Raw genomic sequence first — 25,239 nt, forward strand, 5'->3', positions numbered from 1 at the left:
GCAGGGGAAGCCCAGCATCTATACTATTAGAAACGCCAACTGGTTGAGGCGTTGTGTTGGCCTTGCGATTGTTAGCTCTGCGGCACCGACCACAAGTCAAATGCTCCAGCATAACGACACCGTCGCCCCCGCGAAGGCGGAGGTCCCGCTTCCTGGAGTTCACGCGGAAGCGCGGAGAGACTGTGGATTGCCGCACAGTCTCTCCGCGTACCTGAAAAAAGAACAAGCGGGATCCCCGCCTTCGCGGGGATGACGAAAGTTGGGTTGGTCACCGTCCGAGGGCACGAAGCAACCCATCCGCGCAGAGCAGCGGGCAGAGCAGTGGCGCACCCGGCAAAACTACCTGTCACTCCCAGTGATACTGTTTGCGCTATTCTAGACCCGCCTCCGCCCTTCTGCTCTGTCTCGCCCAAAGCGCGTCGAATCGCGCGACGAACGTGGGAGAGACGCTTGCTCGAACTGCTGACTTCGGAAACGCCCAACGGCTGGAAGACCACGATCATGCTGGAGGAGCTGGGCGTGCCCTACACGCTGCGCGCCATCTCGCTGACGAATCGCGAGCAGAAGGAAGACTGGTACGTCCGTCTCAATCCCAACGGCCGCATCCCGACGCTGATCGACCATGATGTGGAGACCGAAAACAACGGCTTTGCGGTGTTCGAATCCGGCGCGATCCTGATCTACCTTGCCGAGAAATTCGGCCGCTTCCTGCCTGCCGATGTCGCCGGGCGCAGCCGGGTGATCCAGTGGGTCATGTGGCAGATGTCCGGCCTGGGCCCGATGATGGGGCAGGCCACGGTGTTCAACCGCTATTTCGAGGAAAAGCTGCCGGCCGTGATCGACCGCTACACGCGCGAAAGCCGCCGCCTGTTCGAAGTGATGGATGCGCGGCTGGCGACAAGCGAATACCTTGCCGGGGACTATTCGATCGCCGATATCGCCTGCTTTCCATGGGTGCGCGGGCATGACTGGGCCTGCATCGACATGGCGGGATTGCCACATCTCCAGCGCTGGTTCGATGCCGTCGGCGCCCGCCCGGCCGTGCAGCGCGGCCTCCTGCTGCCTGAGCCGCCGTCCGCCGCCGAAATGGCCGAGAAGACGACCCGTCAGGGCAAGAACATTCTGGCCTGATCGATGACAGCTTTCCTCACGCGCGAACACCGCATCGAATGGGGCCAGTGCGATCCGGCCGGGATCGTCTTCGCCCCCCGTTTCATCGACATGTTCGCGGAAAGCACCATCCTGCTGTTCGAAGCCGCCGGCCTGCCTCGCAAGCGCGACATGCTCGCGCAGTTGGGCGTCGTCGGCTTCCCGCTGGTGGACCTTTCCGCGCGCTTCGGCTTTCCCGCCAGCTATGGCGACGTGGTGACGATCGAGGCTGACGCACCGCAATTCGGCGGCAGCAGTTTCACCATCGCCCACCGCATCCTTCTTGGTGAGCGGGTCTGCGTGGAAGGCACCGAAAAGCGCGTATGGACCGTACCCGCGCCGGACAGGCCCGGCGGCCTTCAGTCCGCACGTGTACCGGACGAAGTGAGAAGCCGCTTCATCTGCTGACCGCCTGCCGTCCGCACCGGCGCAAAGCCGGGCGGCGCATCATGGGAGAGAGAGCATGACCAATTCCGCCACGCGCAGCCGCCCCGGCGCGCAAGTCGAGACGACGATCGATTACCTGCTGCCCACCTCACGCATCAACCGGCGCTTCTGGGCGCCAGGCAAGGAGTTCAACACCGGCGTCTACCAACCCTATCCGGTAACGATCCGCAACGCCCGGCTGGCCGAACGCCCCTTCACGCTGGACGAGCACGGCTTCTGCATTTCGCGCCATGTAAGCAGCGTGCAGGACTTCGCAGACGCCGACCAGCTCGCCGCCTATCCGCAGGAAGTGGCGGAAGTGGCCAAGGCGCTGACCGGTTGCGACTATGTATTCTGCATGAGCGGGCAGCTGCGCTCACCAGTGATCGCGGGCGAAGGCTACCAGCCGCCCGCCGCCGAGGCGCACGTCGATTTCAATTCGCGCACCGCGCAAAAGGTGGCCGAGGCGCTCTATGAGAAGGGTCGGCCGGACGGGCCCGGCTATGACCGCTTCATCGCCTTCAGCCTGTGGCGCACCTTCTCGCCCGCGCCGCAGGACTGGCCGCTGGCGCTCTGCGAAGGCCCGTCCGTGGGCGACGAGGACAGCGTGGCCAATGTCAAGGTGGACGTGGACGAAATTCCGGAAGGCGACGCGCTCTACGCCCCGATCGAGGGCGAGGAGGACATGGTCGCCGCCACCATCTTCAAGCACAGCCCCGGCCATCGCTGGTGGTACTTCCCGGACATGACGCGGGACGAGGTGATCTTCATCAAGTTCCACGACAGCGACCACGACCGCGCATGGCGGGCGCCCCACACCGCCTTCCACGATACCAGCCGCCCGGACGCGCAAGTCCGCGAAAGCTACGAATTCCGGGCGATTGCCTACTTCGAAAAGCGCCGGTGAGCCGGGGCGGGATCATTATTCGGACACGCTGAAGCACCCTCGCCTCGATCCCACCGCCCACGCCACACTCTCGTCATTGCGAGCGGAGCGAAGCAATCCAGGGCGGTTTACGCCGCTCTGGATTGCCGCGTCTGCTTCGCCTCCTCGCAATGACGAGGAGGTCGGAGGGGGGACAGGTGCGCGACAGAGGCGAGCTTTCCACCCTGACCAATATCAACCGGCATAAAAGGGACGGCAAATGAGGGAACATGAGACCGCGCCCATGGCCGCGCCGGTCCCGCAATCCGGGGACACCGAAACCGCAGGCGATCCGCGCGCGGTGGCGGTGATGGTCGCTTTCGTGATGTTCCTCTCGATCCTGGAGGCGACGGTGATCGCCACAGCCCTGCCCGCCATGGCGCGCGATTTCGGCGTGGCGCCCAGCGAGCTGGGCATCGGCATCACCGCCTATCTGCTGGTTTCCACCGCGTTCCTGCCGCTGAGCAGCTGGGCGGCCCAGCGCATCGGCCCGCGCCGGGTGCTGGCCACTTCGGTGCTGGGCTTCGGCATGGCCTCGCTGCTCTGCTCGCTCAGCACCAGCCTGGCGTTCTTCGTGGCAGCGCGCGCCTTGCAGGCCTTGTGCTCCAGCCTGATGACGCCGGTGGGCAATCTCGTGCTGCTGCGGGTTACGCCCAAGCATCGGCTGGTGGAGATGCTGGCGATCAGCACGACGCCCGCGCTGATCGCCCCCGTCATCGGCCCGCCGCTGGGCGGATTCCTGACGCAGACGCTGGGCTGGCAATCGATCTTCCTGATCAACCTGCCGCTCACCCTGATCGGCGCGATTCTTGCCCGCAAGCTGATCCCGCGCATCGCACCGCAGCCCGCGCCGTTCGATCCGATCGGCTTCGTGTTGATCGCCTGTGCTCTTGCCCTGCTGATCTACGGGTTCGACCGGCTGGGGGCCAACCCGGGGCGCATGGCCGGGCCCGCCGCAATGATCGCACTCGGGGCGCTCGCCGCCGTGCTGGCCTATCGCTACCTGCAGGCCCGACCGCACGGTCTCGTGCCGCTGGGCGCGCTGCGACATCGCACGTTTCGCTCGATCGCCTTCGGCGCGGGCATGCTCCTGCGGATCCCGCACATGGGGCAAGCGCTTGTCCTGCCGCTCTATTTCCAGCTCGCCTTCGGGCTCTCGCCCGGCATGACCGGCCTGCTCCTGCTCGCCAACAACCTGGGAGACCTTGCGCTGAAACCCGTGGTCGGTCGGGTGATCCGCGCCACCGGCTTTCGCGCGGCGCTCTCAGTCGGAACGGCGATGACGATGGCCTCACTCACGGGCGTGGCCGCCTTCACGGAAGACATGCCGTTGTGGGCAATGGCGGGGGCGATGTTGCTGGTCGGCATGGCGCGATCGGTGCCGTTCACCGGCATGGTTTCGCTCGCCTTCGCGGACGTGGGGCAGGAGGAACTGCCCGGCGCCATCGTGCTCAACAGCATCGGTAACGCCCTCTCCGCTGCCGTCGGCATCTCTCTGGGCGCACTGATCCTCAACATGCCCTTCGTGCATGACAACTGGGGGGGCGCCGGAGCCGCAGACGCCGCGCCCTACCGCCTCGCCCTGGTGGCGCTGGCCCTGATCGGTCTCTGCGCCGTGCCGCTGTTCGCGCGGCTGCCCGCCGAAGCGGGTGCCCGCATCACGGGGAGGCCGGCTCGCCCGAGTGAAGCTCCGGCCTGATCTTGCGCAACCGTTCGAGCAACATCGCATCCCGCTCCTCGTTCGGGGCGAAAACGATCAGCCGCTGGCTGGGCACTTCCTCGATCGCGTAGGAGGTGTGGCGGAACCAGATTTCGCCGATCTCCGGAAAGAAGCTGGAATTGATCCCCTCGAAGTGGGAGCGAATTTCGCTGCGTGCCCAGCATTCCCGGAACAGGGCGGAGCGCTCGGTCAGTTCCGCGATGATATCGTCGAAGATTTCCGGCTGCGCCGTCTGGCTGTAATCCCACTTGAAGCGCGCGGTAAGGCGCTGGCCCATCTCGCGATAGAACTCCGGATCGCCCTGATACCGCTCATTGAGCATCAGGATCTTGAACAGGTTGCGCTCTCCGCGCGGCATCGCTCCATAGTCCCGGAAGGCCACCGAAACGTACCGGTTCCAGCCCACCACCGTCCAATCCTCCACGATCACCAGCGCCGGCGTCGCAAGGCTGTCCAACAAGTGCCGGGTGCCCGGCCTGATCTCTTCGTCCAGCCGGGAAACCAGCGGCGGCGGTCGGTGCTGTGCCAGCGCGAACAGATATTCGCGCTCCGTGCCCGAAAGGCGCAGGGTCCGCCCCAGCCGCTCGATCATCGGGGCGGAAAGCTGGATTTCGCGGCCCTGTTCGAACCAGGTGTACCAGGTGACGCTCATCCCAGCGAGCGCGGCCACTTCCTCGCGCCGCAGGCCCTTCGCGCGGCGACGCTCCCCACTGGGCAGGCCGACCTCGCTGGGCATCAGCCGCCCGCGTGCCGACTTCAGAAAAAGCGAAAGCTCTTCTCTATGCGACATGGATTCTCCATCTCCCCCCATCACGCCCAGAAGGCACGCCCTGAAACAGTTACCTGACGTGATAGGATATGCGCTGGCCTGTTCCGACCACTTCGAATTTGCGATCTCGCTCAAATCAACAAGAGACACAAGGCGAGGAGAGCGAGATTGGCGCAGAAAGTCTACATTACTTGCGCGGTGACGGGCAGTTCGCCGATGCCGAGCCATCCCAACTTCCCGTTCCGCCCCGATCACGTGGCGAACGAGGCGCTGGCCGCCGCTGAAGCCGGCGCATCGATCATCCACGTTCATGTGCGCGACGGCCAGACCGGCGCCCCTTCGCAGGCGCTGGACGACTATCGCGAAGTGGTGGGCCTGATTCGCGAAAAGAACCGCGAAGTGATCCTCAACGTCACCACCGGGCCGGGCTGCACCTGGATGCAGAGCGATGAGGATCCCTCGGTCTGCGGCGAAGGCACGCTGATGTTCACGGCCGAGCGGCGGCTGGAGCACATTCTCGACCTGAGGCCCGACATGTGCACGCTGGATATCTGCACCATGCAGCTCTGGGGCGGCGTGGCCATCAACCTCGATCCGATGATCACCCGCATGGGCCACATGATCCAGGAAGCGGGCGTGCTGCCCGAGATCGAATGCTTCGAGGCGGGCGACTTCGTCTTCGCGGACGACCTCATGGCCAAGGGCGCCATTCCGAAGAACGCGCCGTTCTCTTTCGTGCTGGGCACCAAGTACGGCCTGCCCGCCACGGCGGAGGCGATGCTCTATTCCGCCAACCAGATCCCGCGCGGCGCGGCCTTCACCGGCTTCGGCGTCAGCCGCCACTCCTACCCGATGGCCGCACAATCGGTGCTGCTGGGCGGGCACGTGCGCGTCGGCTTCGAAGACACGATCTTCCTGCGCAAGGGCGTGATGGCGCCCGACAATGCCGCCCACGTCCGCTGGGCCATCGAACTGATCGAGCACATGGGCGCCGAAGTATCGAGCGCGGGAGAGACGCGCGACCTTCTCGGACTGGAGAACCACGCCTACGCCTAAACAAGAGCGAAAAATCGCTACGGAGGGAGAGACAAGATGACAGAAGTGGCAGGACGCACGGCATTCATCACCGGCGGCGGCTCGGGCGTTGCGCTCGGGCAGGCCAAGGTCTTCGCGAAGGCCGGCTGCAAGGTCGCCATCGCCGACATCCGGCAGGACCATCTCGACGAAGCCATGGCCTATTTCTCCGGCACCGGAGCGGAGGTCATGCCCGTCCACCTCGACATTACCGACCGCGATGCCTACCGCCGCGCGGCGGACGAGGTGGAAGCCCGCCTCGGCCCGGTAGAACTGCTGTTCAACACCGCGGGCGTCTCTCACTTCGGCGCGATCCAGGACGCCACCTTCGACGACTGGGACTGGCAGATCGACGTCAACTTGCGCGGCGTCATCAACGGCGTCCGCACCTTCCTGCCGCGCATGATCGAGCGCGGCAACGGCGGGCACATCGTCAACACCGCCTCGATGTCCGCCTTCGTCGCGCTGAAGGGCACCGGCATCTACTGCACCACCAAGATGGCGGTGCGCGGGCTTACAGAGTCGCTGGCGCTGGACCTTGAAGGCACTGGCATCGGCGTCTCGCTGCTCTGCCCCGGCGCGGTGAACACCAATATCCACGAGGCCCTACTCACCCGCCCGGCACACCTTTCGGACACCGGCTACTATCAGGCCGGGCCGGAGATGTTCGGCCACCTCAAGAAAGTGATCGAGATCGGCATGGAACCGGAAACGCTGGCCGGCCACGTGCTGAACGGCGTGCGGGAAAACCGGCTCTACATCCTGCCCTATGCCGAATTCCGGGGCACGCTGGAAGAAATCCACGAGCGGGTCATGGCCGCCGTGGCGCATCCCGAAGACGATCCCGACTACGCACGCCGCGTGGCGCACGGCGTACCCGGCGGAGAGCGGAAAGAGGAGGAAACGGCATGAACAGCCCTTTCATGGCCTTCGACACGCGGGTGCGCGCCCGCGTCGTCGCGCTGGACCATTTCAACGTGGTGGTGGCGGATCTCGACCGCAGCGAGGCGTTCTATCGCGAGGTGCTTTCGCTGGAGAGCTGCGCCCCGCCGCTTCCGCTCACCCGCGAGACCGCGCGTTGGATCTATGATGGCAGCGAACGGCCGATCCTGCACCTCAACAGCCACGACGCGCCCCGCGCGATGGACCGCGACATGCACGGCGGGCCGACCGGCGCGCTGCACCACATCGCCCTGCGCTGCGAAGGCTTCGAGGAAATCCGTGATCGGATCGAGGATCGCGGACTGCGTTACGAAAGCAACGTGATCCACGCGATCGGGCTGCGGCAGATCTTCGTGCACGATCCGGACGGGGTGCTGCTGGAACTGAATTTCTTCGACGATTGAGCAGGGGTGGTGCTGTGATGGCCCACCCCGCTGCGACTAGGTTCACTACGTTCACCAAGTCTCGCGGCCCTCCCGCTTGCGGGAGGGCGAAAACGGGGCACTTTGCTCTCCCCTCCCGCAAGCGGGAGGGGCAGCGAGACTTGGCAGCTTTGCTGCCTAGTCGCAGCGGGGTGGGCCCTCGCAACGCCCGCAAATTCCCCCTAAACCGCCAGCGTCCCCAAGACCCCGCCATCCACCGCAATACTCTCCCCGGTCACATGCGAAGCCGCGTCCGACAGCAGGAACGCAGCCACCGCCGCCAGCTCATCCGCGCCGCCGGTCCGCCCCTGCGGCACTTTGGCGGCAAGCGCCTTAAGCGCCTCGTCCGGCAGCGCGGCAAACATCTCGGTCTCGATGAACCCCGGCACCACGCAATTGCAGCGCACCCCGAACGGCGCCGCCTCCAACGCCACCGCGCGCGCCAGCCCCAGAACGGCGTGCTTCGAGGCGACATAGGCCACGTTGTTCGCCATCCCCCGCTCACTGGCCAGACTGCCGGTCACCAGGATCGCCCCGCGCCGCCGCGCCTTCATTGCGGGCAGCACTTGCGCCACCGCCCGGAACGGCGCGGTGAGGTTTACGGCAAGCACTTGCGCGAAGTCCGCCTCTGCATAGTCCTCCACCGGCGCGAAAGTCCCGCCCGTCCCTGCATTGAGGAACAGCCCGTCGATCGGCCCACACTCCTCCACCGCAGCGCCCAGCGCGCCCGCAAGCGCCGCTGCATCGGCCACGTCCACCGCATGCCAGCGCGCGCCCTCGCCCAGACTAGCGGCCAGTTCCGCCAGCCGATCCCTCCGCCGTGCCAGCAGGGTGACACGCCCGCCCAGCGCCACGATACGCTCCGCCGTCGCGCGGCCAATGCCGCTGGACGCGCCGGTGATGACCAGATGCCGGTCCGTAAAGTCCATCCCGAGCCCTCTCATAGAAGCCCCAGCACGCGCGCGGCGTTGCCCTTCATGATCCCGGGCATCACCTCGTCCTTGAAGCCGATGCCGCGCGCCGCCTCGATCCACTTGTCTGGGCGGATCAGCGGAAAGTCCGATCCGAACATCATCTTGTCCGCCAGTTGGCCGTTGGCATAGCGCACGATCTGCGGTGGGAAGTAGCGCGGGCTCCAGCCCGAAAGGTCGATGAAAACGTTCTCCTTGTGGAGTGCCATCGACAGGCTCTCATCCACCCAGGGCCAGCTCGGGTGGGCGAGAATGATTTTCATGTCCGGAAAATCGACCGCAACGTCGTCCACCAGCATCGGCCGCCCGTACTTGAGCCGCAGCCCGCCGCCGCCGCGCATGCCGGTGCCCATGCCGGAATGGCCGGTGTGGAAGATCGCGGGCAGTCCGTATTCGGCGATCACCTCGTAGATCGGATAGCCGACGCGGTCGCCGGGGTGGCAATCCTGCACGATGTGGTGGAACTTGAACCCGCGCACGCCGTGGTTCTCGATCAGGTCCCGCGCCTCCCGCGCTCCCAGCCTGCCCTTGCGCGGGTCGATGGAGGCGAAAGGGATGCAGATATCGGCATGGGCGGCAGCGAATTCCGCCACTTCGTAGTTCGACACCCGCTTCGCGCCCATGCCGCTTTCGGCATCCACCGTGAACAGGCAGAAGGCGATGTTCTGCGCGCGGTAGATCTCGGCGATCTCCGGCATCTTCGGCCTTTCGCGCGGAGCCTTGAAATAGGCCGAGGCGGCATCGAAGAACTGCGCCATGACCGGGTCCTCCGGATCATGGCACGAGACTTCTGCGTGGACGTGAACGTCGATCGCCGCCAGCGCGGCGAGGTCGATCGTCACTTGCCGCCTGCCTTTCCGGCCTGCTCCAGCGCCTTGTCCTCATTGGCGCGGTGGATCACGTATTGGCGGATCGCCTCGATTTCCTCAGGCTTCATCACGTCAGACCAGCCGACCATGCCATTGCTCTTCAGCGCACCGTCATGCACGACGGTCTGGAACGCGGCCTTGTCCGCAATCAGGCCGGAGCGGCGCAAGTCGGGCAGCAGCCCACCGCCCACCGCCGCGTCGCCGTGGCAGGTGCCGCAATAGCGACCATAGCGATAGGCCCCCGTCGCCACCTGTTCCGCCGTGCCGGTGAAGGCGGGGGGATCGAGCGGCAGTTCCTCCAGCTTCGGCGCGGGCGGCAGTTTCGCGGTGCCGCCCAGCCTGAACACCAGGAGCCGGCTGATGTTGCGCACCGGCCCGCCGGACTGCGAGATCACCCCGCCCGGCGCCAGCGCCCAGATGCCGCCCCAACCGGCGACAACTGCAACGTACTGGGTACCGCCGACCTTGTAAGTCACGGGCGGTGCCACCACGCCGGTCTGCACCGGATAGGACCACAGCTTTGCCCCCGTGTCGGTGGCATAGGCGGCCATCTCGCTTTTCATATTGCCCTGGAACACCAGCCCGCCACCGGTCGCCAGCAACCCGCCGTTGTTGGCGCTGGGGAACGTCACGCGCCAGCGCTCCTTCTGCGCCACCGGATCCCAGGCGATGAGCACGCCCTTGGTCGCCTTTTCCGCGCCGGCGCGCACTTTCGCGTCGGCGGGCATCGAGCCGGCAGACATGTCCACGCCGGTATTGAAGCCCTTCGCCTCATGCTTCCAGTTCTTGTCCGGGAAGTATGGGAAAGCGGCGATCTGCGCGGGGATGAAGACCAGCTTCTCCTTGGGATCGAACGCCATCGGATGCCATGAATGCGCCCCGCCCGCGCCGGGCGATCCGATGAACGGCTCGCCCGTCTTGTAATAGCGCGATTCCGGGTTCTCGATCGGCCGCCCGGTCTTGGGATCGAGCCCCGTCGCCCAGTTCACCGGCACGAAATTCTTGCCCGAGATGAACTCGCCCGTCTTGCGGTCGATCACGTAGAAGAAGCCGTTCTTCGGCGCCTGCATCAACACCTTGCGCACTTTGCCGCCGATCTCGAGATCGGCCAGCATGATGTGCTGCGTCGCCGTGAAGTCCCAGGTTTCGCCGGGCGTCGTCTGGAAGTGCCAGACATATTCGCCGGTCTTGGGCCGGATCGCGACGATGGACGAGAGGTAGAGATTGTCCCCCTTGCCCTCCGAACGGATGCCCTGGTTCCACGGGCTGCCATTGCCAACGCCGATGTAGAGCAGATCCAGCTCCGGATCGTAGGCCATGGAGTCCCACACGGTGCCGCCGCCGCCCTGCTTCCAGTACTCGCCGTGCCAGGTCTTCTCGGCATCCTTCAGGTATTGTTCGGCATTCTTGCCCGGCGCGTCCGGCACCGTGTAGAAGCGCCAGAGCTGCTTGCCGGTATCCGCGTCGTAGGCGGTGATATAGCCGCGCACGCCCATTTCCGCGCCGCCGTTGCCGATGATCACCTTCCCGTCGATCACACGCGGCGCGCCGGTGATGGTATAAGGCTTGGAACGATCTACCGTGACCGCGCTCCAGACCTCCTTGCCGGTCTTGCGGTCCAGCGCGATCAGGCGGCCGTCGAAAGTGCCGAGGTAGAGCTTGTTGCCCCAGGCGCCCAGCCCGCGATTGACCACGTCGCAGCAGCCCTTCACGCCGCTTTCGCCGGGAACTTCGGGATCGAAGGCCCAAAGCTCCTTGCCGGTCACCGCGTCATAGGCGCGGACTTTGGACCAGGCCGTGGTGATGTAGATCGTGCCGTCGATGACGAGCGGCGTCGATTCCTGCCCGCGCGCGGTGTCGAGGTCCGAAAACCACGCGAGGCCCAGGTTCTTCACGTTATCCCGGTTGATGTCCGAAAGCGGGGAGAAGCGCTGTTCGTCATAGGTGCGTCCATAGGAAAGCCATCCGCTGTCCGGCCCCTTGACGATCAAGGAGCCGTTCACGCCATCGGCACCGACCTTGCCGCCGTCATCCGTCCTGCCGCCGCACCCCGCCAGCACCAGACATGCGCCGGCCGTGACCGCAAGCCAAACCTTGGAACGCTTCGCAACCATTCTTTCTCTTCCCGTTTCCGGCCTCGTTTCGGACCGCTTTCACTGTGTCTGAGATGCTTTTCGGCAGGGGCGCGTCACCCCCAGCGATTGATTTCCGGCCCCGGCGCCCAGAAGCGCGCCGGGTCGCCGCCAGCCCCTGCCAAAGCAGCGGCCACGCTCGGTCTGGCACGCACGCGGGCCAGCCATGCAGCGGTCAACGGCTTGTCCGCAAAAGCCTCCGGCACCAGTGGCTCCATGCCCGCCAGCCAGGCGTAAGTCTCGAAATCGGCGATGGTCAGTTCACCCATCAGCCATTCGCGGCCATCGCCCAACTTGCCTTCGCAGCGCTCCACGGCCTGCGAAACCTTGGCGCGGCTGTCCTCCACTTGCGCGGGATCGGCCGCTCCATCGCGCAGCACCTCCCAGCGCGCGCGCAAGTCGGCGCTGGCAATCCGATCGGTCAGCGCAGAGAACGCATCGTCCGGCATGGCCGCCAGCGTCTCGCGCGAGAACGCCAGATTGCCCAGCAGCGCCGCCGCCGGAGACAGGCGTTCGGTGATCTGGCGGCACCACATCATCATTTCCCAGTGGGCGTAGGGATCGCTGGGCTGGAGGGAGGAGTGGTCCGAAAGCTCATCGAAGAACTGGGCCAGGAAAACGGACTCCGTCATCGCCTCCCCGTCGATCACCAGCACCGGGCCTTCGCCCTCTATCCCCATGTCGCGCGCGATCGGCTCGCTAACGCCGGGCAGCGCGTGACGCTCTCCCGCAAGCAGGTCGATCGACCGGCGTTCCACCTCCACGCCCGATTCCGCCAGCGCCGCAAGCACGGCCAGCGAGGGACCATTGGGCGCACCGTGATAGAGCACCATCGCCATCAGATCCGCTCCTGCTCAAGAATGGAAACCCGCTTCACCATGTCGGTCCGCCCCAGAGCCCAGCACTGTTTCACCGCCGGACGGGCATAGACCGCGCGCAGCCAGCGCAGCAGGTTCGGCGTCTTCTCGTCATTGGAAAGCGCGGGCTGCGACAGCGGGATGGCATAGGCCAGGTTGAAACCGTTGATATCGGCCAGGCTGTAAGTGTCGCTGGCCAGCCATTCGCGCTTGCCCAGTTCGGCTTCGAGCAGTTCGATGCCCAGCGCGACACGGCGCTGGCTCTCGGCCATTTCCGCCTCGGAAAACGTACCGTGGATCGCCTTGCGCCACGAAACCCGCCGCTCCGGCAGGGGAATGCGCTCGATCGCGGCTTCCAGTTCGGCGGGATCGCGCTGACGCACCATCGGCCCGACGAAAACGCTCCAGCCGATCATGGAAAAGCTGGGTGCCAGCCACTGGTCCATGAACTTCATCCACCAGCGCACCCGCCAGCGATCCTGCGCGCTGCCCGGCATCAGGCTGGGCCCGGCGAATTCCTCGTTCACGTATTCCATGATCGCGGTGCTTTCCACCAGCACGCGCGAACCGTGGGTCATGGCCGGGATAGTCCCCTGCGGATTGATCGCCAGGTATTCGGGCCGATGCTGGTCGAATTGCAGCATGTCGATGTAATGGCTGTCGAAGGCGACGCCCTTTTCCATCAAGGCCAGCATGGGCTTGCCCGAATTGGCATTGGGCTCCCAGTGGTAAAGTGTCACGTCTGCCATGCGGCCCGTCTCCGTTTCACCGTTTTCGTGGCGGCCAGGCGTCGGGATCGGCCTTCCCGCGAAGGCCGATCCCGACGCGCCCCCGTCAGAACTTCTTCTGTACGCTGACGGCCCATTCGCGCGGACGGCCGACATTCGAGTAGGTCGTCCCCGCGCTGGCATAGAGCGCGGCGAACCGGATCGGCAGCAGATAGTACTTGTCGAACAGGTTCTGGACTTCGAACGAGATCGACAGGTCCTCACCCTCGTTGCGCCAGGTCAGGCGGGCATTGCCGATGGCGCGCGCGGGGTTGTAATCCAGCGTGCTGCTGCCCGGCAGTCGACCCAGGCTCTGTTTACCGGTATAGGCAAGGTCGAAGCGCGGCGTGATCGATCCGTTCTTGCCCAGATCGGCCTTGTACTGGATGCCGAAGCTGCCGCGCCAGTTGGGCGTGGTGATCGGATCGCCGATGTTGATCGAATTGCCGACCGAGGCACCGATGCGCTTCCATTCGCCGTCGATCCAGCTGAGCGTGGCGTCGATATCCAGCCCTTCGATCGGATGGGCGCCGAATTCCAGTTCCGCCCCCCACATCTTGCCATCGCCGGCGTTGCCGATGGCGGCGCAAGGGAACGGATCGGTACCGGGGGCAAAGCCGTCCAGCACGGCGCAGTCTGCCAGCGGAAGCTGGATGTTCTTGTAATCGTTGTAGAACCCGGCAAGGTTCAGGCGCACGGTGTGGCCGAACAGGTCGTTCTTCAGGCCGATTTCATAAGCGGTAAGCGTTTCGGGATCGAACGTGCCGTTGATCGCCTGCGCCTCCGTGAACGGACGCGCGGTGACGCCGCCGCCCTTGAAGCCGGTGCTGACGGTCGCATAGGCCAGCGTTGCCGGGCTGAAGCGATAGTCTACCGATACGCGGTAGTCGAAACGGTTGCCCTTGTAGCGCGCAACCGAACCGTCCAACGCACCCACACCGAAGATGTCGGTCAATGGACCACCATCCCACGCCTTGCGAACGAAAGTGTAGGTCTTCTTCTCTTCGGTATAACGCACGCCGCCGGTGATGTTCAGGTTAGGCGTGGGGTGCAGGATCACCGTGCCGAACGCAGCCTTGCTGTCCGCCTTGATCGGATCGTCGCCCTGGAACTGAAGGAACAATGCTTCAAGGCCGTGGCCGATGTAGCGAATGTCCTGCCGCGTGAAATAGACCGACTTCTGATCGCTGTAATAGCCACCCACCGTCAGGTCCGCCAGATCGCCAAACTTCGCGTTCAGGCGCAGTTCCTGGCTGAAGAAGCGGAAGGTCAGATCGTTGAACCCGCCGCCGGCGATGTTGGCATCGGGTGTGTAGTCATCGTCCGTGCCATAGATCTGTTCATATTCGCGATAGGCGGTGATCGACTTCAGGTTGAGATCGTCGTGAAGATCGATCGACATGTCGCTCGACACGCCCCAACCGGTGAACTTCACAGTATTGGGCATGTAATAGGCTTGGGCCGCCTGCCCACCAGCCGGCAGATACCAGCTGGCATAAGTGCAGAACTTGCCGCAAGTGAAGTCGATCCCGTCGGTAAGCGCGGTATTGTTCTTCGTCAGCACGCCTGCCGCCGCCGTGCGATTTTCGTAAGTATAGTCGCCAGTGATGGTCCAGTCGAACCCGGCGGTGGGATTGAAGCGCAGCGATCCGCGGATGCCGGCGTAATTGCGCTCACCCAGCTTGTCGACCACGCAGTTGGCCTTGGTGGAAGGGTTGCCCGCAAGGCCCAGCGGATTGTCCGGATTGGCGCAGCCATAGTCGATCTGATCCACATAGCCGTTCTGGTGCTTGTAGACCCCGGCGACGCGGGCATAGAGGTCGTCGGTCAGCTTGAAGTTCACGCTTCCACGCAAATCCAGTCGCTGGCGTGAGCCATAGGCCACATCCACCTTGCCGGAATCTTCCGGAACCGGCCGGGCGGAGAACATCTTGATTGCGCCGCCGATGGAGTTGCGCCCGGTCAGCGTGCCTTGCGGGCCGCGCAGCACTTCCACGCGCTCAAGGTCCAGCAAGTCCATGATATTGCCGGTCAACGTGGCGTAGTAGACATCGTCCACATACATGCCCACGCCCGGTTCGTAGGCCGGATTGAAGTCATACTGGCCGATGCCGCGCACATAGACCGCCATGGACGATCCGAACGCGCCACCCATCTCGGTCAGTTGCACGTTCGGCGCCTGCGCGGCGATCTGCGAAAGGTCGGTCTGGTTGCGCGCTTCCAGCAGCGCAGCGTCGACCGCGGTGATCGACAGCGGCGTATCCTGAAGCTTTTGCGCGCGGAACTGCGCGGTGACGATGATCTCGCCCATCGAAGGAGGGTCTTCCGTCTTGGTCGTCGCTGCGGCCTGATCGTCCGCCAGCGCCGGCACCGCTGTAAAGGCCGCGCCGCATGAAACCGATAGAAGAAGCGCACGCCGCAGGCGCGCCGTCTTGATGAATCGCATCTTGGTCCCTCTCCCGAACCGGCGCCGGAACGTTATCGCCCCTTGCACCTCCTGACCGTCGCGTTCGACGATATGTTGTTTGTATGGCATACAATATCGGGATGGCAAGAGTGTTGTAACGTCTGATATCAAAAATGCGTGCCAACCGCCGGACGGAAGGGAAATGCTGCGGCCAATCGCGCCGAATTCCTCGCCCGCGGAGGTCGAATCATATCCGAGATTTAACCATGTAACAGACGGAAAATCAGGGATGGATGTCGAAATAGCCTATGTAGACAAGTGCGCCGGCCGGATGGCCTATCGCGCCAACGACTCGTCACGGGACACGATCGTGCTCGCGCCCGAAATGATGCCCATCCACGATATGCGGCACCAAAATGCCGATCTGGATTCGGTTGGGTTCCAAATTGTTTCACATGTTAGTTCGGTAACCGACTTCGGGTCCGACACGCAGGTCCGGGAACGCTATCCGGACGAAATTTCCGCGCTGCTGACGGCACTGACCGGAGCGGATCTGGTGGTGGTCACGGGTCAGGGCGTGCGTCGATTCGCGGAACGCTCAGGCCTGTCCGGCAGCCTGGACAATTCGCGGCCGGCGCGCTTCGCCCATGTCGATGTCTCCGGCAAAACCGCCGCCGCGTTCTCGCAACGCTCGCTTCCGGAGGGAATGCCCACTCCGCGTAGGTCCGCGCATTACAACGTCTGGCGCGCCACATCGGGGGCGCCGCAGGACGTACCCTTGGCCTTGTGCGACGCTCGCACGGTTTCCGCGGCCGATCTGCTTCCGGCAGATGCCATCTTCGATCGCGACGGCATCGACATCTGGTCGTTCGAGGGACTGGTGCTTGCGCACGCCCCCGGGCATCGCTGGTGCTGGTACAGCGACATGACTCCCGGCGAAGTCGTGGTCTTCAAGACACATGACAGCGATCCTGACCGAGCCTGCTGCGTGCCTCATGTGGCCTTCGACAATCCGTTGGCGGGGCCCGAAGCCCCTCCACGCGCGTCGATCGAAATGCGCGCGATTGGGTACTGGTTCTAGGGGTTGACGGGGTCGGCGCTGGGCCTACCCCGCCGCCACTAAGGCAGCAAAGCTGCAAAGTCTCGCCCCCTCCCGCTTGCGGAAGGGGGCGGTTGAGCCACAGCCAACCCTCACGTAATCCTCACCCTTCCGCAAGCGATGAACTCGGTCGTAGCGGGTTAGGTAAAACGGCCGGGCGACAGGTCCCGGCCGCTCGCCCGATCAGGCATCCACGCTCTGGGTGCGCCAACCATCGTGATAGGTTTCGCGTGCCACGCGCGAATAGGGCACCGGCGAGACGACGGCGCGCACCGAAAGCTGCTTGTGCGGCTCCACCGTGGACTTGCGGGTGCCGCCGTTTTCCTCGCCCCAGACCACGCGCACTTCGCTGCCCACCGGCACGTCCGGGTCAACCGTCGCCAGCGAAAGCGCCTGCTTTTCGTTGTAGGAATAGCCGGTGAACATCGAAAGCCCGATGGTCCGCCCATCCGCATCGGTCACCCGGTCGTAGTTGGATGAGGCATAGTTGGCCAAGGGCACATCGAAGAACTTGTACTGCTCTCCATCCGGATCGAACAGCGATGCCATGATCTTGGCCATGTCCTCCGGATGCCAGGCCAACGTTACTTTCTTGCGCTGCTTCGCGGGATCGATCGCTTCCAGTGCCTCACGGCCATGGAAGTCATGGTCAAACTTGACGAAGGGCCCGTACCCCAATTCCCAGGGGTTGAGATAATAGTCCTCGATATTGTCGGACACGAAGCTGCCGCCGATCGACCCGGTCGCCTCATAACTGTCGGCACCCAGCCATTCGCGGAATCCTTTCAGCTTTTCGCCGGTGTAGATGGCCGGAAGCGGAGAGGGAATCCAGCCGGATTCCAGCGTGTTGGAAGGATAGGCCCGGCTGCCGCAAGCGATCAGGCCGAATTCCTTGCCCGCCTCCAGGATCGCGGCGCGCACTTCCTCCTGCTCTTCGTAAGGGCCCCAGATTTCGAGGCCCGGCGCGCCGGACATGCCGTGGCGCAAGGTGCGGATGGTCTTGCCGGCAATGTTCATCGTGCTCATGTTGAAGAAGCGCAGCTTCTCCAGCGGGCCGCCGTTCAGCTTCTCGATCACGTCCCACGCCTTCGGCCCCTGGATCTGGAAGCGCCAGACGGAGCGCGTCACCGGCTTGCCCATCGGGCGCATCGGCGAACGGTCATCCAGTTGCAGCTCGACATCGTACCCCTGCTCCGCCTGATAGCGCAGCCAGTTCGAGGCGGGTGCGCGGCCGACGTAGCAAAACTCTTCCGGCGCCTGCCAGAAGATGATGCCGTCCCCGATCACATGGCCATAGGGCGTGGTCGGCACGTACTGCTTGGCCTTGTTGACCTCCCACCCCTTGGGCGAGTTGATCATCGTATCAGACAGTAGCTTCAGCGCGTCCTTGCCGCGGATGTAGAGGTTCACCATGTGGTGTGACTGATCGAACAGGACGGCACCGTGCTGCCACGCCCACTGTTCCGAGCGCCAGTTGGAAAACTCCGGCGAGACCACCGGATAGACATAGGCACCAAGCTGCGAATTCCGCAGCATTTCCACGGTATTTCCTGCCTTTTGCAGAACCTGCTCCAGATTCCCGGCCATCAAGACTCTCCCATGTTCCCGCCGCGACCGTGCCGCGTGCGACAGTGAAAAGTAACGGCCGTCACGCCGGTGGACAAGCATTATGTTCGTTTCACATACAATATCATGTGATACTAGATGCGTGAGCAAACTCCTTGGTGGGGAACGGAAAGCCGGTTAGCATGGGAGGAGTGGGCATCACCAGAAACAAGCAAAGCGCCATCGCATCTACCCCAGCGACAGATGCCCGCGCCGGTCGCGGAGACCTTGATGCGGTACTGGGTTTTCACCTCCGCCTGGCGCACGGTGCCGTCTATCGACACTTTGCAGAAACCTTCTCCGAACTCGAACTCACTCAGAAACAGGTGTCGGTGCTCTGGCTGGTTTCGGACTGGCCGGGGCTGTCGCAAACCACACTCTCGCACCAACTCCAGATGGACCGCGCGACGACGACGGAGATCGTCAACCGCCTGGCCGCGCGCGGCCTTCTGCGCCGCGCAACGATGGCCGGAGACCGGCGCAAGCTCGCACTGCACCTGCTGCCAGCCGGCACCCGCGTTCTGGCACGGGCGCGCAAGGCCGTGCGCACGCATGAAACCTGGCTGAAGGATCGCTTCTCATCGGCCGAAGTCGAAATGCTGATTGCCCTGCTCGAACGCATTCACGGCTGATCGCCGCCTCCGCTGGCGCCCTCTCGGCCAACAGGCATTGACAAGCCCCACGACCGCGATAACACTAACGATCGTTATAGATAAAAAGCCCTCACCGGGCGGCGGAGCGAGATGGATTCGAAAGGCAGGGAGAGCACCCGCGCGCCGTGGCGCCGCGCGAACCATGATGCCGGGCGTGTGGTACGGGAGCGCTTTCGGCGATGACCCAAACCGTCCCCACGCCCGATCCGGCGCGCATCAAGCAGGCCCTGGGTTCCTTCAAGGCTGCTTTAGGTGCCGCCAATGTCTTCTTCGAAGACGCCGACGTCGCGAGCTATCAGGACAAGTTTGCGATAGACGACAGCCGCCATCTCCCTGCCGGAGCGGTGGCCCCCGGCACCGCTGAGGAAGTGCAGGCCGTGGTCCGGATTGCGCGGGAAACCGGCATTCCGCTCTGGCCGATCAGCCGGGGCAAGAACGTGGGATACGGCGGCAGCGCACCGGTCCTGGCAGGCTCCGTGATCGTCGATCTCTCACGCATGAAGAAGATCGAATATGACGAGGCGAACGGCACCGTGCTGCTGGAACCGGGCGTCGGCTTCTACGATCTCTACGATTTCCTGCAATCGCGCGGCATGAAGCACTGGCTTTCCACGCCCGGAAACTCCTGGGGTTCGGTCGTCGGCAACGCGCTCGACCGCGGGGTCGGGTATACGCCTTATGGCGAGAATACGAGCAAGATCTGCGGCATGGAAGTGGTGCTGGCCGACGGCACGCTGGTCCGCACCGGCATGGGCGCGCTGGACGGATCGCCCACCTGGCAGCTCTATCGCTATGGCTTCGGCCCGGCGTGGGACCAGCTGTTCGTGCAGTCCAACTTCGGCATCGTCACCAAGATGGGCCTGTGGCTGATGCCCGAGCCGGAATCGCTGATGGGCATGGACGTGGAATTCGACCATCCCGACGACCTTGGCCCGCTGATAGACGCGATCGGGCCGCTGCGGCGGGAGGGGCTGCTCCAGCAATCGCCCACCATCGGCAACTGGCTGCGCGCCGCCGCCGTGCTCACCACGCGCGACCAGTGGACCAAGGATCCCGGCGCCCTCAGCGATACGGTGATCCAGGCAATCCGCGACAAGTACAAGGTGGGCTGGTGGGGCGTAAGCCTGCGCCTCTATGGGCGCGAGGGGGTGAACAAGGCCGCCTATGCCGTGCTGGAGCAGGAAATGAACCGGCTGAAGCCGCTGAGCCTGCGGCCGACGGCGTGGAAACGCGGAGAGCCATTGGAAGCCTCTGGCTGGACGGGAACGCCGGTCACTTTCCCCATGCAGAACGCCAACTGGCACGGCGGGCGCGGCGGGCATGTCGGGTTTTCGCCGGTGCTGCCGCAATCGGGAGCCGCCGCCATGGCGCAGTTCAAGCGGACATACGCGCGCTATCGCGAATATGGCATGGATTATCAGGCCAGTTTCGCCTTTGGCGAGCGCCACCTCATCAACGTCAATGCCGTGCTGCTGAACAAGGACGATCCGGCAATGCTGAAGCAGGTCGATCCTTTCCTGCACGCGCTGATCGCCGATGCCAGGGCGCAGGGCTACGGCGAATACCGCACCCATCTCGACTACATGGACACTGTCGCGGCGACGTACGACTTCAACGATCACGCGCTGCTGCGGCTGAACGAACGGGTGAAAACCGCGCTGGACCCAACCGGCATCATCGCCCCGGGAAAGAGCGGAATCTGGCCTGCGAAAGCCAGGGGAGCGGCGGCATGAAGCGCGGCGCACTGGCGCTGCTGGCGGGCGTCGCGATGATTGGCGGCTGCGGTTCGAGCGACGGTGGTGCGGACGCCGCCGCCGCAAAGGGACCACCACCGATGCCCGCGCCCATCACCCTCACCTCACGCCCCAATGCCGGGCCGGGAGAGCGGCTGTTCATCGAGAAATGTGCGATGTGCCACGGCCCGAACGGCATGGGCTCCGGCCTTCTGGCACGGCGCGCGGACGAACCGCTGCTCGAAAAGCGCAAGGATCTGACGGCGGACTTCATAACGCAGGCCGCGCGGATGGGCATCGGCAACATGCCCGCGATCCCACGCGGCGAAGTGAGCGATGCGCAAATGGCCGAGATCGCCCGCTATCTGGTCAAGGATCCTGCCGTTTCGGGCGCCAGTTCCGATGCCCCTGCCCCAGCCCCAGCCGCCGCGACGGAGGCGCCGTGATGGGCGGGATCAGCCGCCGAGGCCTGATCGGCACCGCTGCAGGGGCAGCGCCGCTGGTCATGCTGGGCGGGTCGCTCTGCGGTGCAAAAGCCTCCGCCGCAGTGCTGCTCGTGCATGACGACACACTGCCCGCCGCCTGCCGCTTCGCCGCGCATGCCGCCACGCTGGGCGCTTCTTCCCAGCCATTGCGGGGCGAACGGGTGCGGCTTGTTCGTCAATTGCTCGCCCAGCAGCCCGCGCGCGTCTTCGGCATGACCCGGCATGCGGACCATTTGCTTTTCGCCGAAATCGCGCGCGAGGCAGGGTATGTGGAAGTAGCCGCGATCCAGCACCGCCAAGGCCAGGGGCCACTGCCGCGATGCATCGTTGCGGCGCGGCCATTGTCCTCACTAGCCCAAGCGGCAGGTGCGTGCTGGCCGGAGGCGTTTGCCGAGCTGGCGCTGAACATCAAGGCCACTCCATCGACGATCGCGGAAGCCCCGCGTCCGGCCCCGGCCTTCAGTTGGGTGCTGCAACGCAAGGGGTGAACCGAAGGGCCGGCAGATCGGGATCGCCGGCCCGCCGCATTCAACGCTTGATTATCAGCGATTCCGGGCGCTTGCGTGGTACCCATTCTCCCCGACCGGGAAAATTCTTCAGCACTTCCCCATCCCAGAGCCGCACCGTGCGCCGATGGAACCGCCAACGGCCATCCTCGCACCGGACGGCATGGTCGTCATACCAGCCCGTAAAGCGCAGGACATAGGGCGGCTCCCCCTCGCACTCGGTAACGAAAGCAAAGGCGCGCATCTTTACCGATCCGTCGTCCTGCGGGCGGAACTGGATCTGGGTTACATGGTGCTGCCGCCCCGGAAATCCCGGCGCGTTACGATAGTGCTCGGCAATCCCGCGAATGCCTTCGTGGCCCTCCCAGATGTCGGGATCCTCGAAAACTTCCTCCACCATCCGGGCGTCCGGCGTGAAGCAGGCAACCAGGCCCTCGACATCGCCGGTATCCAGCGCCCAGCTATAGTCGGCAATCAGGTCTTGAAGCGCGAGACGATCTTCTATCGACAGCGACAATGTCTTCCTCTCCCATTTGCTTGTCTTGACCTAACCGTAACATTTGTTACCGTTGTGAGCAAGCTGTCCGACGGGAATCGGACCGCAACGAGAGGGTAATCGTGGGCAAGATCATCGTCACCGGCGCTTCCGGCGCCTTCGGCAAGGCTGCGGCAGAACTTCTGTTGGAACGTTGCGCACCGGAAGACCTCGTATTCCTGACCCGAACGCCGGACAGGCTCAAGCATTTTGCAGAAGCCGGGGCGGAAGTGCGCGCGGCCGACTTCGATGATCCCGCCTCGCTTCCGCAGGCCATGGCCGGCGGCGAACGCATGCTGCTGATCAGCACCGCGCGGGTCGGCACACGGGTCGGACAGCACCGGAACGCCGTGGAGGCGGCGGTATCGGCTGGCGTCGATCACATCGTCTACACATCGCTGATGGCCGCAGATGCCCCGGACAACCCGGCAATCGTCAAGCTGGACCACCGCGCCACGGAGCAGATTATCGAAGCGTCCGGCGCGGCATGGACTCACTTGCGCGACAGCCAGTATTCAGAGGCGATTGCGCTGGCCATGGTGATCCCGGCCCTCGCGGCCGGGCACAAGCCCGACAACTGTGGAGACGGCAAGGTTGCCCTTGTCAGCCGCGACGATTGCGTCGCCTCCGCCGTGGCCGTGCTCACGCAGGACGGTCACCGCAACAAGGCTTACACGCTTACCGGTCCCGAGCCGATCTCAATCCCGGAAGCCCTTGGCATGGCGGCCGAGATCGCAGGCAAGCCGATTACCATCGAACAAGTCGATGACGAGGCCATGTTCGCCTATTTCGACAGCCTTGGCGTGCCGCGCCACGCCTCCGACATCGTGCCCGATGGCCCCATTCCCTGGTCGAGCGACGACATGGTGACGTTCGGCACGGCGATCCGCGAAGGCTTCTTCGCAGGCTGCACCGATCACGTCGAACGCCTGACCGGTCGCCCGCCACGCGCCCTGCGCGACATCATGCTGCAACACCGGGGAGCCTGGCCGCAATGATCCGGAAAATGACGCGCCTGTCGGTGCTGCTGCTATCCGTTTCCCTGCTGGCGGCCTGTTCGGGCGCGAAGACCGCCCCCGGAACCGGCGACGACTGGCCCTCCCCCAAGGGCAATGGCGATGCCACGCACTTTTCCGCGCTGACCGAGATCGACAAGAGCAATGTGTCCCGCCTGGGCCTTGCCTGGTCCTACGATATCGGCACCAGCCGCGTGCAGGAAGCCACCCCGGTCGTCATCGACGGCGTGATGTATACCAGCGGCAACCTCGGCCGCGTCTATGCGCTGGATGCCGCAACCGGCAAGGCGATCTGGACCTTCGAGCCCGAAATCGACATGCAGGCCAACCGCGCCGCCTGTTGCGATCAGGCCAATCGCGGCGTTGCCGTGGCGGGCGGCAAAGTGCTTGTCGGCACGCTGGACGGCTGGCTCTATGCGCTTGACGTCAGGACCGGCAAAGTCGCCTGGAAAGTCGATACGATAACCGATCGCACGCGCGGCTATACCATTACCGGCGCGCCGGAAGTGGCCGGAGATCTGGTGGTGATCGGCAATGCCGGCGCCGAATACGACGTGCGCGGCTATGTCACCGCCTACGATCTTGCCACAGGAAGGCAGGCGTGGCGCTTCTTCACGGTGCCCCACGATCCGAAGCGTGGGCCGCAGGAAAGCCCGGCGTTGGAGCAGGCCGCCAAAACCTGGGCGCCCGACAGCCGATGGGACATCGGCGGTGGCGGTTCGGTGTGGGATGCGATCAACTACGACGCGCGGTTCGACACGGTGATCATCGGCGTCGGCAACGGCGGGCCGTACAACATCATGCGGCGGTCGCCGGGCGGCGGCGACAACCTCTACTTGTCCTCGCTCGTCGCGCTCGACCGCAAGACCGGCCGCATGAAGTGGCATTATCAGGAAACCCCCGGCGACGCCTGGGATTTCACCGCCACCCAGCCGATGCTGTTCGCCGATCTGGAAGTGGATGGAAAAACGCGCCCCGTGGCCGTCCACGCGCCCAAGAACGGCTTCCTCTTCGTGATCGACCGGGAAACCGGCAAGCCGCTGGCCATCAACGCACTCGTCCGCACGAGCTGGGCGAGAGGATATGATCTCAAAACCGGGCGGCCGGACAAGACGCCGGCCGGTTCCGCCTATTGGGAGGAGCCGAAGATCGTCTTCCCCGGATCGCCCGGCGCGCGGAACTGGTATCCGGCAGCCTACGATCCCGGCCGGGGCCTCTACTTCGCCTCGGTGCTGGACATGGGCAACCTGATGTTCACCACGCCGCCACTCGACAAGGGTGACGCCAGGCGCCCCAAGGCCCTGAACGTGGAGACGGCGCTGCTGTTCACCCCCGATCTCCAGAAAGTGCTGCCCACCCTGCCCAAGCCCGTGCAGGATCAGGTGAGGGCCCTGCCCGAATGGAAGTGGGTTGAGAAGCAGCCTTACAGCGCGCAGTTGCGGGCCATCGATCCGCTTACCGGCAAGGCGCGCTGGGCCGTCGATACTGAAGGCTGGCAGGACCGGCCCGGCGTGTTGGCGACGACGACCGGGCTGCTGTTCCACGGCTCCATCGGCGGCAAGTTCATCGCCCGCGATGCGGACAGCGGCAAGCTGCTGAAATCGATCGACACCGGCAGCGCGATCATGGCCGCGCCGATGACCTACCGCATCAAGGGCGTGCAATATGTTGCTGTCGCAACCGGCTTCGGAGGCGGCGGCTGGAGCTATGTGCCGCGCTATTCGGCGGCCTACCGAAACGGCAATGCCAACCGCCTCCTGGTGTTCAGGCTGGACGGCGGCGCGGTGAAAAAGCCCGATCCGCTGCCCGATCTGGAAGTGGCGCCGCCCCCTCCACCGCAGGCGGCAGGCGTAACCCCCGCCGTGATCGCGCGCGGACAGGCCGTGTTCTTCGGCAACTGTTCCATGTGCCATTCCAACCAGCTTCGCGCGCCGGTGCCCGACTTGCGCCGGATGGCGCCGGAAACCCACGAGGCGTTCGATCGCATCGTGCTGGACGGCCTGTTCCTTCCCGCCGGGATGCCGCGCTGGGATGACGTGATCTCCAAGGCGGACGCCCATGCCGTCCACGCCTACCTGATCGACGAACAGGGCAAGGTCCGCGACCGCGAACTCAGGCTCAAGGCCGCAGGCAAGCCGCTCGATGCGCCGAGCCTGACCATCCTGTCGAACTATTGA

23 protein-coding genes are annotated in these 25,239 nt (G+C 64.7%); 14 read left to right on the forward strand and 9 right to left on the reverse strand.

What is annotated here, in order from left to right:
• The first annotated feature begins 450 nt into the window (after positions 1–450).
• The 4 genes from WBP07_RS32035 (at position 451) to WBP07_RS32050 (ending at position 4,199) form a co-directional block, all read left to right on the forward strand.
• The gene (locus tag WBP07_RS32035) at positions 451–1,131 is read left to right on the forward strand and encodes a glutathione S-transferase family protein (protein WP_395397291.1); all 681 of its coding nucleotides are present in this window, start codon (positions 451–453) and stop codon (positions 1,129–1,131) included.
• A 3-nt stretch (positions 1,132–1,134) separates the two neighbouring features.
• Complete coding sequence (locus tag WBP07_RS32040; RefSeq protein WP_395397292.1) at positions 1,135–1,557, forward strand: acyl-CoA thioesterase; 423 nt, start codon at positions 1,135–1,137, stop codon at positions 1,555–1,557.
• Positions 1,558–1,612: 55 nt separating this feature from the next.
• Entirely contained in the window at positions 1,613–2,482 is an 870-nt protein-coding gene (locus WBP07_RS32045; protein ID WP_395397293.1) for a CmcJ/NvfI family oxidoreductase, read from the forward strand.
• A 238-nt stretch (positions 2,483–2,720) separates the two neighbouring features.
• Positions 2,721–4,199, forward strand: coding sequence for an MFS transporter (locus WBP07_RS32050; protein WP_395397294.1), 1,479 nt, complete (start codon positions 2,721–2,723; stop codon positions 4,197–4,199).
• On the opposite strand, the gene WBP07_RS32055 is transcribed toward WBP07_RS32050, so the two are convergent.
• Complete coding sequence (locus tag WBP07_RS32055; RefSeq protein ID WP_395397295.1) at positions 4,159–5,010, reverse strand: helix-turn-helix transcriptional regulator; 852 nt, start codon at positions 5,008–5,010, stop codon at positions 4,159–4,161. The two genes, WBP07_RS32050 and WBP07_RS32055, sit on opposite strands and share 41 nt — an antisense overlap.
• A gap of 147 nt (positions 5,011–5,157) precedes the next feature.
• On the opposite strand from WBP07_RS32055, the gene WBP07_RS32060 reads away from it, so the two are divergent.
• The 3 genes from WBP07_RS32060 to WBP07_RS32070 are packed head-to-tail and all read left to right on the forward strand — an operon-like array spanning position 5,158 to position 7,409.
• Complete coding sequence (locus WBP07_RS32060; protein WP_395397296.1) at positions 5,158–6,045, forward strand: 3-keto-5-aminohexanoate cleavage protein; 888 nt, start codon at positions 5,158–5,160, stop codon at positions 6,043–6,045.
• Positions 6,046–6,081: 36 nt separating this feature from the next.
• Positions 6,082–6,975, forward strand: a complete 894-nt coding sequence (locus WBP07_RS32065; protein ID WP_395397297.1) for an SDR family NAD(P)-dependent oxidoreductase — start codon at positions 6,082–6,084, stop codon at positions 6,973–6,975.
• Positions 6,972–7,409, forward strand: a complete 438-nt coding sequence (locus tag WBP07_RS32070; RefSeq protein WP_395397298.1) for a VOC family protein — start codon at positions 6,972–6,974, stop codon at positions 7,407–7,409. The genes WBP07_RS32065 and WBP07_RS32070 overlap by 4 nt, the downstream gene beginning before the upstream one ends.
• Positions 7,410–7,609: 200 nt before the next feature.
• Here the strand turns inward: WBP07_RS32070 and WBP07_RS32075 are convergent, their stop codons facing one another.
• From WBP07_RS32075 to WBP07_RS32100, 6 genes are all read right to left on the reverse strand, one after another.
• Positions 7,610–8,356, reverse strand: coding sequence for an SDR family NAD(P)-dependent oxidoreductase (locus WBP07_RS32075; protein WP_395397299.1), 747 nt, complete (start codon positions 8,354–8,356; stop codon positions 7,610–7,612).
• Positions 8,357–8,367: 11 nt separating this feature from the next.
• Positions 8,368–9,240: an amidohydrolase family protein gene (locus WBP07_RS32080; RefSeq protein WP_395397300.1), complete on the reverse strand. Its 873-nt coding sequence runs from the start codon at positions 9,238–9,240 to the stop codon at positions 8,368–8,370.
• Positions 9,237–11,381: a PQQ-dependent dehydrogenase, methanol/ethanol family gene (locus tag WBP07_RS32085; RefSeq protein ID WP_395397301.1), complete on the reverse strand. Its 2,145-nt coding sequence runs from the start codon at positions 11,379–11,381 to the stop codon at positions 9,237–9,239. The genes WBP07_RS32080 and WBP07_RS32085 overlap by 4 nt, the downstream gene beginning before the upstream one ends.
• A gap of 74 nt (positions 11,382–11,455) precedes the next feature.
• Positions 11,456–12,238 (reverse strand): glutathione S-transferase family protein, encoded by a 783-nt coding sequence (locus WBP07_RS32090; RefSeq protein ID WP_395397302.1) that lies wholly within the window; start codon positions 12,236–12,238, stop codon positions 11,456–11,458.
• The gene (locus WBP07_RS32095; RefSeq protein ID WP_395397303.1) at positions 12,238–13,005 is read right to left on the reverse strand and encodes a glutathione S-transferase family protein; all 768 of its coding nucleotides are present in this window, start codon (positions 13,003–13,005) and stop codon (positions 12,238–12,240) included. Before WBP07_RS32095 ends, WBP07_RS32090 begins: the two co-directional genes overlap by 1 nt.
• Positions 13,006–13,090: 85 nt before the next feature.
• Positions 13,091–15,469: a TonB-dependent receptor gene (locus tag WBP07_RS32100; RefSeq protein WP_395397304.1), complete on the reverse strand. Its 2,379-nt coding sequence runs from the start codon at positions 15,467–15,469 to the stop codon at positions 13,091–13,093.
• 163 nt (positions 15,470–15,632) lie between these two features.
• On the opposite strand from WBP07_RS32100, the gene WBP07_RS32105 reads away from it, so the two are divergent.
• Positions 15,633–16,511 (forward strand): CmcJ/NvfI family oxidoreductase, encoded by an 879-nt coding sequence (locus WBP07_RS32105; protein WP_395397305.1) that lies wholly within the window; start codon positions 15,633–15,635, stop codon positions 16,509–16,511.
• Positions 16,512–16,712: 201 nt separating this feature from the next.
• On the opposite strand, the gene WBP07_RS32110 is transcribed toward WBP07_RS32105, so the two are convergent.
• The gene (locus WBP07_RS32110; RefSeq protein WP_395397306.1) at positions 16,713–18,116 is read right to left on the reverse strand and encodes an aminomethyl transferase family protein; all 1,404 of its coding nucleotides are present in this window, start codon (positions 18,114–18,116) and stop codon (positions 16,713–16,715) included.
• A gap of 170 nt (positions 18,117–18,286) precedes the next feature.
• Between WBP07_RS32110 and WBP07_RS32115 the strand changes: the two genes are divergently transcribed.
• From WBP07_RS32115 to WBP07_RS32130, 4 genes are all read left to right on the forward strand, one after another.
• The gene (locus WBP07_RS32115) at positions 18,287–18,766 is read left to right on the forward strand and encodes a MarR family winged helix-turn-helix transcriptional regulator (RefSeq protein ID WP_395397307.1); all 480 of its coding nucleotides are present in this window, start codon (positions 18,287–18,289) and stop codon (positions 18,764–18,766) included.
• Between the two features lie 200 nt (positions 18,767–18,966).
• Positions 18,967–20,520 carry an FAD-binding oxidoreductase gene (locus WBP07_RS32120; protein WP_395397308.1) on the forward strand — a complete coding sequence of 518 codons (1,554 nt, stop codon included), beginning with the start codon at positions 18,967–18,969 and terminating at the stop codon, positions 20,518–20,520.
• Positions 20,517–20,966, forward strand: coding sequence for a c-type cytochrome (locus tag WBP07_RS32125; protein ID WP_395397309.1), 450 nt, complete (start codon positions 20,517–20,519; stop codon positions 20,964–20,966). Before WBP07_RS32120 ends, WBP07_RS32125 begins: the two co-directional genes overlap by 4 nt.
• Positions 20,966–21,493 carry a hypothetical protein gene (locus tag WBP07_RS32130; protein WP_395397310.1) on the forward strand — a complete coding sequence of 176 codons (528 nt, stop codon included), beginning with the start codon at positions 20,966–20,968 and terminating at the stop codon, positions 21,491–21,493. The genes WBP07_RS32125 and WBP07_RS32130 overlap by 1 nt, the downstream gene beginning before the upstream one ends.
• A 40-nt stretch (positions 21,494–21,533) precedes the next feature.
• Here the strand turns inward: WBP07_RS32130 and WBP07_RS32135 are convergent, their stop codons facing one another.
• Positions 21,534–22,028 (reverse strand): nuclear transport factor 2 family protein, encoded by a 495-nt coding sequence (locus WBP07_RS32135; protein ID WP_395397311.1) that lies wholly within the window; start codon positions 22,026–22,028, stop codon positions 21,534–21,536.
• Positions 22,029–22,129: 101 nt separating this feature from the next.
• Between WBP07_RS32135 and WBP07_RS32140 the strand changes: the two genes are divergently transcribed.
• Entirely contained in the window at positions 22,130–23,044 is a 915-nt protein-coding gene (locus tag WBP07_RS32140; RefSeq protein WP_395397312.1) for an SDR family oxidoreductase, read from the forward strand.
• On the forward strand, positions 23,041–25,239 hold the full coding sequence (locus WBP07_RS32145) for a PQQ-dependent dehydrogenase, methanol/ethanol family (protein ID WP_395397313.1): 2,199 nt from the start codon (positions 23,041–23,043) through the stop codon (positions 25,237–25,239). The genes WBP07_RS32140 and WBP07_RS32145 overlap by 4 nt, the downstream gene beginning before the upstream one ends.

The sequence above is a fragment of the Novosphingobium oxfordense genome, from assembly GCF_044029435.1.
Taxonomy (GTDB): domain Bacteria; phylum Pseudomonadota; class Alphaproteobacteria; order Sphingomonadales; family Sphingomonadaceae; genus Novosphingobium.